7 protein-coding genes are annotated in these 12,292 nt (G+C 53.1%); 2 read left to right on the top strand and 5 right to left on the bottom strand.

The window, feature by feature from the left end; translation table 11 throughout:
* Positions 1–178: 178 nt before the first annotated feature.
* Positions 179–1,399: an NAD(P)-dependent oxidoreductase gene (locus tag OB13_RS09445; protein WP_461489915.1), complete on the bottom strand. Its 1,221-nt coding sequence runs from the start codon at positions 1,397–1,399 to the stop codon at positions 179–181.
* A 272-nt stretch (positions 1,400–1,671) separates the two neighbouring features.
* On the opposite strand from OB13_RS09445, the gene gcvP reads away from it, so the two are divergent.
* Together gcvP and OB13_RS09435 are read left to right on the top strand one after the other, a co-directional pair.
* Positions 1,672–4,590 carry an aminomethyl-transferring glycine dehydrogenase gene (gcvP, locus tag OB13_RS09440; RefSeq protein WP_461489914.1) on the top strand — a complete coding sequence of 973 codons (2,919 nt, stop codon included), beginning with the start codon at positions 1,672–1,674 and terminating at the stop codon, positions 4,588–4,590.
* A 166-nt stretch (positions 4,591–4,756) separates the two neighbouring features.
* On the top strand, positions 4,757–5,365 hold the full coding sequence (locus OB13_RS09435) for a DUF4136 domain-containing protein (protein WP_461489913.1): 609 nt from the start codon (positions 4,757–4,759) through the stop codon (positions 5,363–5,365).
* 14 nt (positions 5,366–5,379) lie between these two features.
* Here OB13_RS09435 and OB13_RS09430 read toward each other — a convergent pair whose 3' ends face one another.
* The 4 genes from OB13_RS09430 to OB13_RS09415 all read right to left on the bottom strand — a co-directional run.
* On the bottom strand, positions 5,380–7,680 hold the full coding sequence (locus tag OB13_RS09430; protein WP_461489912.1) for a TonB-dependent receptor domain-containing protein: 2,301 nt from the start codon (positions 7,678–7,680) through the stop codon (positions 5,380–5,382).
* 474 nt (positions 7,681–8,154) lie between these two features.
* Positions 8,155–10,128 (bottom strand): OmpA family protein, encoded by a 1,974-nt coding sequence (locus OB13_RS09425; RefSeq protein WP_461489911.1) that lies wholly within the window; start codon positions 10,126–10,128, stop codon positions 8,155–8,157.
* 18 nt (positions 10,129–10,146) lie between these two features.
* A complete protein-coding gene (locus tag OB13_RS09420; RefSeq protein WP_461489910.1) occupies positions 10,147–11,082 on the bottom strand; it encodes a PorP/SprF family type IX secretion system membrane protein in 936 nt (311 codons plus the stop codon).
* A gap of 33 nt (positions 11,083–11,115) precedes the next feature.
* The coding region (locus OB13_RS09415) for a T9SS type B sorting domain-containing protein (RefSeq protein WP_461489909.1) at positions 11,116–12,292 on the bottom strand (1,177 nt) is incomplete at its 5' end.

Genomic DNA, 12,292 nt, shown 5'->3' with positions numbered 1-12,292 from the left:
TCGTGTAAACTTCTTTCTCTCTATAGGTATCGGAATGCTATCCTACCCATACCTATTATATATAGTGTGAGTTATTCTCCTACAAATTGATCCTTATAATTAGGTATGGCATCTATAATAGGTATACCTTCTGGTTAGGCAGCGATCAGCCGACACCTTTTTATAATGACTTTCTACTTTAGACCACAGCTGCGGCTACATAATCCTGCAAATAGGAAAAGCGCTCTGTCAGTTTTCCGCCTTTGGCTATTGTGGCCCGCTCCAGCATACCTCCTTCATCCTGATTAAAGAACTGCGGAAATACGAAGTCTATTATATGGCGTCCAAAGTCGCGGGAAGCATTGCGCGGCAGTTCGCAGGGCAGGTTGTCTACGGCCATTATGGTGATGTTTCCTTTCCGGCTATAGGCGGCCTCCTGTTTGCCGGACTCCGGGTTGTAATCATAGGCAGGCTCTGTAATCGTAGTAGAGCGTGTGGTGGTAGGTATAGAACCATCTACATCGCAGGTGATATCGGCGATGGTATCAATTTTGAAATCGGGTTGGCGGGTGTCTTCTTCTGAGAAAAGCTTGGGAGCACGGGGATCCCAGTAGGCACAGGCCAGGAGCAGATCGGTTACCCTGGTAAATTTTCTGAAAGTAGACTGGTACAGGTGTGGGTTGGCATAAAAGTCGGGGGAGTCCCATACCTCTACATCCGGACGCGTATTGTAGTCGCCTGAATGCAGCTGGGCGTAGACCGGCTCTTTGAACTGCTTGTAGAGGTAGTCGAATACGCTTACTTTCCGGATGCCCATTTTGTTAAGCACTTCCATGGCGCCCCCGGCCACGCGGCCCCCACCGGTTACGGCGATCTTGATGGGCGGAAGCTTTACCTTAAAGTATTCTTCCTGCATGTCCTCCATCTCGTGGCACAGGTAAGCCGGCTTCAGGTCGAAGAGATCCCACTTTTTGCCATAGGTCAGTATACCATTATAAGCGCCTACGATTCCGGCATACCTGCCAAAAGCCACCACCCGCTGCCCCTGGGCATTGGTCAGCAGCTCGTAGTCTATCATCCTGATATTTTTTTCGAGTATGGCACGCAGCAGCTTGGCGTTATGCGGCTGCTTCTTTATCGTGTGCGAGAAGAAGAAATAGGTCTTGCCCGGGATCAGCTGGTCTATGGGCACTTCCTTCACTCCCATCAGCACGTCACAATCGTTCAGGTCCTGCTGCAGTGGTATGTTCAGCTCCTCATACTCCTTGTCTGTAAAGCAACGCACATCGCTGGGCTGCACCACTACCTCTGCATCCGGAAATTCCTGCATGGCTTCCACACACTTCTTAGGCGTGAGCGGCACCCGCTTGTCTACCGGTACTTTGCCTTCTTTTATGATCCCGATCTTAACTTTATTCATCTATGCCTGTTTCTGAATTGTTCCTTCTGATTTTGTGTTGGCTTGTCTGGGAGAAGCCGGGTGCTATACCTTCTATATTATATTATAGGTATACCTTTATAGTAAGTACCAGCACGTTCTGGCCACCTGCCACATGCAGAACTATTTAGCTTTCATGCTTCAATATAATAAACAATTACTATTACTTTTGTAGAAAATATTGAAAGAGAGCCCCGGCTTGTCTTCCACTGGAAAGTTAAAACCCAAAAATTCCCAATCAATACTTCATCAATATGATACTTAAAACAAAACCTGCTGATACTTTTAAGGAGCGCCACAACGGCCCGGACAAAGAGCAAATGCAGGACATGCTTAAAACCATTGGGGTAAACTCACTGGATCAACTGATTGAGGAGACCGTACCGGCCGCCATTAGACTAAAAAAGCCGCTTAACCTGCCAAAGGCGCTTTCTGAAAGAGATTTTCTGAAGAAGTTTGGAGAGATCGCCAGGAAGAATAAGGTATACAAGTCGTATATCGGTCTGGGTTACAACGACACCATCATGCCTCCGGTAATCCTCCGTAACATTATGGAGAACCCGGGTTGGTATACTGCTTATACGCCTTACCAGGCAGAGATCGCACAAGGTCGCCTGGAGGCACTGATCAATTACCAGACCATGGTCATGGACCTGACCGGTATGGAAATTGCCAACGCATCCCTGCTCGACGAAGGCACAGCCGCTGCCGAGGCCATGGGTATGTTCTACGCGCAGCGCAAAGGCGCCCGCAAAAACGCCACCCGCTTCTTTGTATCGGAGCAGGTGCTGCCACAAACACTGGACGTACTGCTATCACGTGCTACGCCACTCGGCATTGAGCTGGTGATCGGTGACCACCGTGAGGCCAACCTCGAAGATGAGACCCTGTTCGGTGCAATCGTGCAATACCCGGCTGCGGATGGCGAAGTATTCGACTATACCGACTTTATTTCAAAGGCACACGCACAGGACATCCTGGTAGCGGTTGCTGCTGATATTCTTTCCCTGACCCTGTTGACACCTCCGGGTGAAATGGGCGCTGACGCAGTAGTAGGTACTACCCAGCGTTTCGGCGTACCGATGGGTTTTGGTGGTCCGCACGCAGGTTACTTTGCTACAAAGGATGCCTTCAAGCGCGTGATCCCGGGCCGTATCATTGGTATCTCGGTAGATGCAGCCGGTAACAAAGCCTACCGCATGGCCCTGCAGACTCGTGAGCAGCATATCCGCCGCGAGAAAGCAACCTCCAACATCTGTACCGCGCAGGTACTGCTGGCAGTTATCGCCGGTATGTACGCGGTATACCATGGCCCGCGCCGCCTGAAATACATCGGCCTGAACACGCACGCGCTGGCGCAGCAACTGGAAAAAGGACTTGCTTCACTGGGTTTTGAGCAGCTCAACAAGCAGTATTTCGATACGCTGAAAGTAGCCGTTGAGAGCGCTGCCCTGAAAGACGCCGTACGTACGGAGGCGGAAGCAGCCGGCATCAACTTCCATTATGGAACAGAAAACTACCTCACCATCTCCCTGAATGAGAACACAGACCTGGCAGATGTGAAAGCTGTACTGGCCGTGTTTGCGAAAGTAGCAGGTAAGTCAGCGGAAGTATTAGGTATAGACGAGCTTCCGGAAGATACGGAGATCACCTGGTCTGACAGCCTGATCCGTAAGAGCGACTACCTGACGCACGAAGTATTCAACAAGCACCACTCGGAGCATGAGATCCTGCGTTACATGAAGTACCTCGAGAACAAGGACATCTCCCTGGTACATTCCATGATTCCGCTGGGCTCCTGCACCATGAAGCTGAACGCTACGGCCGAGATGATTCCGGTTACGTGGCCGGAGATTGGTCAGCTGCACCCTTTCGCTCCTGCTGACCAGACATTGGGTTACAAGCAGATCTTTGCGGACCTGGAAGCCTGGCTGTGTGAGATCACCCGTTTCGATGCTGTTTCGCTGCAGCCGAACTCGGGTGCACAAGGCGAGTATGCGGGCCTGATGGTGATCCGTGCGTACCACGAGTCACGTGGCGACCATCACCGCAACATTGCCCTTATCCCATCATCGGCACACGGTACCAACCCGGCTTCGGCTGTGATGGCCGGCATGAAAGTAGTGATTGTGAAGTGCGACGAAAGAGGCAACATCGATGTAGCCGACCTGCGTGCCAAAGCAGAGCAGTATAAGAATGAGCTATCCTGCCTGATGGTGACGTACCCATCCACGCACGGCGTGTATGAGGAGAGCATCATCGAGATCTGCAAAGCGATTCATGAAAACGGTGGCCGTGTATACATGGACGGAGCCAACATGAATGCCCAGGTAGGCCTTACTTCTCCGGCTCATATCGGTGCGGACGTATGTCACCTGAACCTGCACAAGACTTTCTGCATACCGCACGGTGGCGGTGGTCCTGGTATGGGCCCGATCGGTGTAGTAAAAGACCTGGCACCGTTCCTGCCTGGTCACGCGGTCGTAAATGTGGGCCATGAAAAAGCGATCAATGCGGTATCTGCAGCGCCTTGGGGTTCTGCATCCATCCTGCCTATTTCTTATGCCTACATCGCCATGATGGGCGGCGAAGGCCTGACAGAAGCTACCAAAGTAGCGATCCTGAACGCCAACTACATCAAAGCACGCCTGGAAGCACACTATCCGGTACTGTACGTAGGAGCTAATGGCCGCTGCGCACACGAAATGATCCTGGATTGCCGTGAGTTCAAGAAAGCAGGTGTGGAAGTGGAAGATATTGCCAAGCGTCTGATGGACTATGGTTTCCATGCGCCTACTGTATCGTTCCCGGTAGCAGGTACGCTGATGGTAGAGCCAACGGAGTCAGAAGCACAGGAAGAACTGGACAGATTCTGCGATGTGATGATCTCGATCCGGGAAGAGATCCGTGAGATCGAGGAAGGCAAAGCAGACCAAAAAGAGAACGTGCTGAAGCATGCGCCGCATACCCTCAAGGTGGTGATGGTAGAGAACTGGGATCGTCCTTACTCCCGTGAGAAGGCAGTATTCCCGATGGCATACCTGCGCGACAACAAGGTATGGCCAACCGTTAGCCGCATCGACAGCGCCTACGGTGACCGCAACCTGGTTTGCTCCTGCGCTCCCATCGAGTCATACAACGAACAAAATCAGGAAATGACAGCAGTAGGATAAGCTCCTGCCGTATACCCTGCAAAGGCTGGCTCTCTCACGAGAGCCGGCCTTTTGTTTTTTAGACTGCAGTAAACCTGCCTGGCTCCTGTTCTCTTCCAGACGCAACGTACCATCTATCCCTGCAAAAGCGTATACCTTCTAAAGTTTTCAAAAATTAAACGCAGGCATGAATACCAGGCAAAATACTCCGGTTCGCACGACAGGCAGGCTCTCACTTATCCTTGTGTTTCTCCTCGGCTTCAACAGCTGCTTACCTTCCATTCGGGCCACAAGCGCGTTTGACCGGAATGCCAGCTTTCAGGTATACCGTACTTTTTCTATCCTGGAGCCGGAAGCAGCTGGCACCAGCGCCAACCCTACGGCATTCGAGCCCTTGCTGGACAGGCGGGTGCGGGATGCCGTGGCATCCGAACTGGTCAAAAAAGGACTGACGCCGGACGCTGAAAGCCCTGATCTGCTCATCGCGTATGATGTAGCCGTCGCGCAGGACACCAACCTGGTCCGGACAACGACGGATGCGCCCGGCCTGGGTTACAGCTATTGGTACGGCTACCGCTACAACTATATCACTACCGGCTTTCCCGGCTACCGAAGCACAGATGCGTATCCGGTGGGCACGCTGATCATCGACCTGATCGACTCACGCTCCAACGAACTGGTATGGCGCGGCTGGGCCGAAGGAGAGATCGACGCCGCGCAGACGGAAGTAAAAAAGATTCGGCGTTCTATCGCATCCATCCTGGCACAATATCCGCCGGGTGGGACAGCCAGGTAAATTCACCGCGTCCGCTACAGTTTATAAGAAAAAGACAGGCCGCTGTAATAGTTGCGGGGTGCGGCCGGCTGAAAGTAGCGCCCGCCAAAGGCATTCAGGTCATTGCCCAGGCTATACCGTTGATCGGTCAGGTTCTCTGCCCCTGCAAATACATCCATCCGGAAATGACGCCCCAACTCACGCTTCCACCCCAGCCGCGCACCGGCTACAAAATAGGCTTTTGCATACACGGTGTTTTCATCCGTAAGCGGAATCTCATCGACATAGTTGGCCGTCAGGTGAAGGTACCCACCGAATCGGGTGGCCAGATCCAGTCCGGCGGTGAGGGTATGCGGCGCTACGCCCGTCAGTTTGTTGCCGCTCAGGTCTGTCTCATCTTTCTGATAATCCCGGAACCGGAAGTGGCTGTAGGTATAGCTGCCCCATACCTTGAGAAGGCTTACAGGCTTATTTGCATCTTCCAGTAAGGTATAGCCGGCAGCCGCTTCCAGTCCGCTTTGCGTAGTAGCGCCCACATTCCGGAAGACGGCTATACTGGACAAGTCCTGCCGGCTGGCAATGGTCTCGCGCAACCTGAAATGAAACGCCACCACATCGAAGCTTAGCTTCTGTCCCAAGGTATAGCCCCGGATCCCTGCCTCATAATTAACGCCTTTTTCGGCCTCCAGCTCCTGGTTCAGCACCCCGTCGGAGGTAAGTAACTCTTCCTCGCTTGGCGGCGAGAAACCGGAACTGATACTGCCGTGCACCGATACCTGCCCGGACAGCTGCTTCAGCAGGGCGATCCTGGGCGAAAGCACGGCATTGAAATCGCGGGAAAACTGGTACGCTTCTCCACTGGTTGCCTGCCGCAGCCTTGTGATCTCATACCGTGTATCATTCAGGCTAAGCGCTGCCGTAGCGATCCAGCCATCCGGGAGCATGAACTCGGCCTGCGAAAACAGCAAACCGGTTTTGGCTAGTACTTCATCATCGGTGCGCAGTGAGTCCGGTATACCTTTGTTGTTGTCATAGGTGCGGGAGACCTCGAAGCCCCGCTGGTATTCTCCTCCGAAGGTGACCGTTGTGCCTACGGCACCCAGGTTGGTGTTGAAGACAAAACGGCTGCGTCCGCCATACTCCTGGTTGTTGTTGCGCTCATAGTCCGTGTTGAAAGGATGGTCCCGGAACCGGAAAAGGCCATACAGGGCAGTGGTGTTTTTCCATTTATCACTGAACCGGTATTCCTGCGACAGTCCCACGTTCACACCTTTCTGGTTCATGGAAGCGTTCTGCACCACGCTGCCGAACATCCCGCCACGCGCCTGCCGTGGGTCCTGTTCATACTGCTCCTGTGTCAGTCCGCCGGGCAGCTCGTAGTACAGGTCCGAATACAGGATATTGGCGCTTATGGTGCTTCTGTCGGAAGGATAAAAAGAGGAAGTCAGCAGCAGCGTCTCCCGGTCCATACCTGATTGTTCCCGGTAGCCGCCATAGCGTTGGCGGGTGTACTGCACCAGCAAATTACTCTTTTCGGTGCCCGAACTGGCGCTGGCGGTATACCGCTGCAGCCCGAAAGAACCGATCGTTGTACCTGCCTGCAACACCTGCTCCCCCGGAACAGCCCGGCGCGGCTCCAGCAGCACCGTACCCCCTGTCCCTGCTCCGTAGATACTTCCCGTAGGTCCTTTCAGTATTTCTATCCGGCTGCAATTGGCCGCATCCAACAGGTTCAGGTTGGTGATGCCATTGGCCTCTGTCAGCGGTATCTCCCCTAGGTATACCTTCACGTTGCGTATGCCGTAAGGGGAACGCAGGCTGCTGCCCCGGATGGACAGGCGGTAGCTGGCAGTCGCTCTTTCTTCCATCCGAACCCCGGGCACTGTATTGACGGCCCGCACCAGCGAGCTTTCATCAAAGCGCTGCAGCACTTCGCTTTCGATCACACTCAGGGCACCGGCAGTCTGCAGCAGGGGGCGGTTGCTCTCATAGCCGTTTACCACCACTTCCGACAAGGCCGAGAGGACAGGCTCCAGCAGCACCTGCCGTTCTATACCTGGTTGTGTAGGGCTGAGGTATAAGGTATCCGGCTTATACCCGATGTGGGTAACCAGCAGGATCGTAGCTGATGCTGGCACTTCCAGCGAAAACCGGCCCGAGGCTGTGGTTGAAGTTTGTTCTCCGGTATTGGCTGTGATGGTGACGCCTTCCAGAGGTTGCTTTGTTTGGGCATGGAGGACCTTTCCGGTTACCTGCTGTTGCGCAAAGCCTTTTTGTGGCAGGAGGAGGAGAATGGTTACTGAAAAACAGAGGGACAGGAGCAGTTTCGAATTCATGTATGCAAGTTGGCTGCTTAGAAAACGAGGGGCAACCTTCAAGGGTTAAAATTTTTATAAGCTCCTTCTGAGCAAGCCAATTCTGATCCGCTGCCGCAATCGCTCCTGTGATCCGGTTAAAGGGGAATATGCTACAAACGCCTCCCCGTCAAACCTGTTAAGTAGAGACACAAGTAGCAAGACGTAAGACACAAGATCTCTTCAAACGTACGACTTTTAAGATCAATGCCTTACAGCAGCATCTAACACAAAAGAGCAAAAAAATTACTTCTGCTACTTACTTCCTCCCCGGAGCGAACATCTTCATTTTTTCAGATAGTGGCTGTTTTATTGATGCCTCCTATACGCTTCCGGCAGCTGGACATGGCTTTGGAGTGGAATGGCTCCTAAAGTAAAAAAGCTCCGACAGAAACTGCGGAGCCTTTCCATACTATGAAAGCTAATGAAATCTTACTTCTTATCTGATGCGGGTTCTTACTTAATTCGGAACTCGGTTCTTCTGTTCTGCTGGTGTTCCTCTTCCGGGCATTGCACGCCATCCGTGCAGCTGTTTACCAGCCTGGTCTTACCGTATCCTTTGGCAGTCAGTCTGCTGCTGGCAATTCCTCTGGATATCAGGTAATCTACTGCAGCTTGCGCTCTGCGCTCCGAAAGCAACTGGTTATACTTGAGGCTTTCGCGGCTGTCGGTATGTGAGCTCAGCTCCATTTTCACCGTTGGGTTCGCCTTCAGCACCTCAGCTAGTTTGTCCAGCTCCCTGGCCGCATCCGGGCGGATATCCCACTTATCCAGGTCGTAGTAGATATTTTCCAGCACAATCGCGACATCTTTTTCGTCTCTGTCGAACACAAGCGCTACCTGCACGGTATCTCCTGCTGTGGTTGGGACGGTCACCTGCGTATTCTGGTTCAGGTACCCTTGTTTAGTACCTTGCAGCGAGTAAGAATTGCCTTTGCGACCATCCATAAAATACTGCCCCTTCCTGTTCGTCATAACTGTCGTTGTGTCGTTTAGGTTCTGTTGCGATATGACGAGCTGCACCTGCGGCAGCACCACCTGCACCGTTCGCTTCTTCTCGTTCTGCTTCCGCTCCAGCGTTGTTACAGCCAGCACAACGGGTTTCTGCAATATTTTAAAGCTGAAAATGTCATCTGTCCCATCTGCTGCGTCGCGGTTAGAAGAAATCAAGCCTGTTTCACCATCTTCGTGGAACATGATGCCATAGTCATTTTTGGAAGAGTTAACCGGGAAGCCCATGTTTTTGACAGCTGTCCAGGCAGCATGCTTGCCTTCTGCTGAGAAAATATCCAGACCACCCATACCTGCATGACCATCCGAAGAGAAAAACAGTTTACCACTTTTATCGATGTACGGGAAACTCTCACGGCCAGCAGTATTGATGAGTATACCTGCATTTACAGGCTCTCCCCAGCTGTCATCAGCCTGGCGCATGGAGTAATAAATGTCTGTCTCCCCAACGCCTCCAGGCATATCGGACACAAAGTACATGATCTTGCCATCGGGCGAAAGTGCCGGATGCCCTACTGAGTACTCGGCAACATTGTTGTAGGTGAATGGCTTGATATCAGCCCAGGCAGTTCCCCGCTTCTGGGCCGTGAAGATCTCCAACCGGTTGATGTACTCCTTTGCCTGCCCCGGATTTTCTACCCAGCTTGTCGGGTCTACGTTGCCGTGGTTTCGCTTCTGCACCAGGTGGGTCCGGGTAAAATACAGCACTTTGCTTTGTTCATCGGCAGAAGCTGTCGCGTTGTGGTACTGCTCGTTGATCATTTCGCTCAAGGCACTTGGGGCTCCCCAGTTCCCCTGGTTGTCTTTGCTGGCCACGTACAGCTGCAGGTAAGGTCTGCCTGTCCAACCATAGGTATTGGCTGCGCCACTGCCTTCGCCACGATCGGAGGTGAAAATTATGTTGGGTCCGAAGCTGGCCGGGCTGAAGTCTGAGAAACCCTTGGCATTCAAGCCTTTCAGCTGCTGCACTTCTGCTACCGGCAGTTGCGCCATCCAGCTCATGGCTTTGTCGCAGGCTTCCATGTAGGCCTGTGCACGCTCCTCCATGTCGGGTACCTCATCTGCCCACAGCATAAACTGCGCTTTGGCTTCTTCGTACTTGCCATTGCTGCGAAGTGCTTCGGCATACTGGTAGATGTTCCTTGGATCACGACCCGGCATAGCGACTACCTGTGCATACCATTTCTCTGCTTCCACCGTGCGGCGGGTCAGGCGGTATGAGTCGGCTATACGCTCTGCGGTCAGTAAGTCCGGCTTGCGCTTGGCAGCGGCTTTCTGGTATTGTTCCAGCGCCAGCGCAAATTCATATTTCTCGTAGTGTTTGTTCGCTTTCCGGAGCTCCTGCTGCGCCTGTGCGGCAGGGGCAAAACCCAGCATAACTGCTAATAAGAGGTATAAGGGGGTATATTTGATATTCATATGCAGTAAAAGCTTAGATTAAAAGTATTGCGGCGTCATCATTTTCGTGTCCTGCTTCTTGAAGAAGTAGTAACCTACAGAAATCTCATGCGAGTGAAAGCCGTTCAAATCGTTGAGCATTTTGTCATATGAGTAGCCCAGGCGCAAGGCTCTGGTTACCTGTAATTCCGCAATCAGCGCCACTGCCGTACGCTTGTTCACTTCCAGTTCTTCCGGATTCTTGTTGAACATGTTGACGCTGGTACGGTACGAGCTGCCCAGCCACAATTTGTCTCCCAGCAACACGAAACCATTCAGGTCCACGTTGGCAGGAGCATTAAAATCTTCCTTCACCAGTATGCTTGGCTTCAGCTTCACAAAGCTGCTGATATCGAACACATAGCCGGTCGTGAAGTAGTAGTGGCGCTTGGGCTCTATCTGCAGAATGTCTTTGTATTGGATGAGGTCGGATGCCGATACCCCTGCATAGAAACGCGGCGTATGGAAATACAGGCCCAGTTTCACGTCCGGCCGGATGGCCACTTCTTTGCCGCTCGGTATGCTCGGATCGTCGGGCACGCCCAGTTCCGTTCCGTCCATTACACTTTGTACAACGCCCGCTGCCACACCCAGGCTCAGTACCCCTTGCTCACTTACCCGTATTCTGGCCGCAGCATTGGCATACGCGGACAGCGTAGAGTAAGCCCCAACTTTGTCGCGGGTAATGTTGAGCCCCAGTCCAAGCCGCTCATGGGAAGTGATCCCGTCCACGCTCAGCGCCTGCGTAGTGGGGGCTCCTTCCAGGCCCGTCCACTGGGAGCGGTGAAACGCGTTGATATTGAGCACATTCTTGCTGCCTGTATAAGCCGGGTTGATGGCCATACTGTTGAAGATGTACTGCGAGTACTGTGGGTTTTGCTGGGCACTAGCCGCGAACGTGAGCAATAGGGCCAGCAGCGTATAAAGTATTCTCATTGTACTAAATTTTTTGAAATGTTATGCTCTCACTTATCGGAAGATGGCGACATACCCGGCAAACTCCTTGTATACACCATCACACAGTTTCACCCTCACCTTGTAGAAGTAAGTACCCTGCTCCAGGCCTTTGCCCATCCAGTCATTTTTGTAACCACGCTGCTTGTATACCTCCGAACCCCAGCGGTTGAAAATCACCACTTCGTTGTCCGGGAACTTCAGCAGGTTAGCAATCAGCCAGGTGTCGTTCTTGCCGTCCCCGTTCGGGCTAAAGGCTTTCGGCAAGCTCAGCTCTCCGTCAACCAGAGAAGCATCTATCGGGGCAGAGGCCTCTACCGAACTGGCACATCCGCCGTTGTTGGTCACTACAGTTACCTGACCTATTGCTTTCGGAGAGTCTGCTTTCAAGGTCACCTTTGCCGTTCCCTGTCCTGACACGATGGTGAAGCCAGGCGACACAGACCAGGTATAGGAGGTGGCGCCTTCCACAGCGTCAGCTGTGAACACCAGCCCTTCGCATACATTGCTGTTGTCCGTTATTCTGCCGACAGCTGCCGGCGGCAGGGTAATGTCCACGTTACGGGTAGAGGCAGGGCTGGTACCGCAGTCGTTGGTGGCAGTTACACTCACTGCCCCGCCTGTTGTACTGGCCGTTACCGTAATGGTGTTCGTGCCCTGTCCGCCCGTGATGGTCCAGCTTTGCGGCACCGTCCAGGTATAGGAGGTAGCGCCCGGCACGGCTGCCACACTGAACACATTGCCGACACTGCTGATACACACATCCGAGGTGTTGGTGATGGCTCCTGGTGCCTCCGGCGCTAATGTCGGCGTAACTGCCAGGCTGGCCTCGGCGCCCGCACCGCAACGGTTGGTTACGGCCACTTTGATGTTTCCGGGGGCTGTTCCTACTTTCACGGTAAGGGTAGTGGATGTAGCACTGCCCACGATCGTCCAGGTAGCCGGTACGGACCAGGTATAGCCTGTGGCTCCGGCTACCGCGTCTATGCTATAGGTAAGTTCTGTACCTATGCAAGCGGTAGTTGTACCCTTTATAGCAGCAGGTGCTTCCAGTACATTGGTTACTACCACCGCACGGCTGGCATTGCTGCTGGCGCCGCAGTCATTTGTAGCCGACACCTCTACGTTACCCGACGTCGTTCCGATCTTTACCTTTACCTGCGCTGTGCCCTGGCCTTCCAGGATCTCCCAG

The organism is Pontibacter sp. HJ8 (assembly GCF_054824225.1).
Note: the sequence above shows the minus strand (reverse complement) of the source record. Positions and strands in the feature narration are given on the sequence as shown.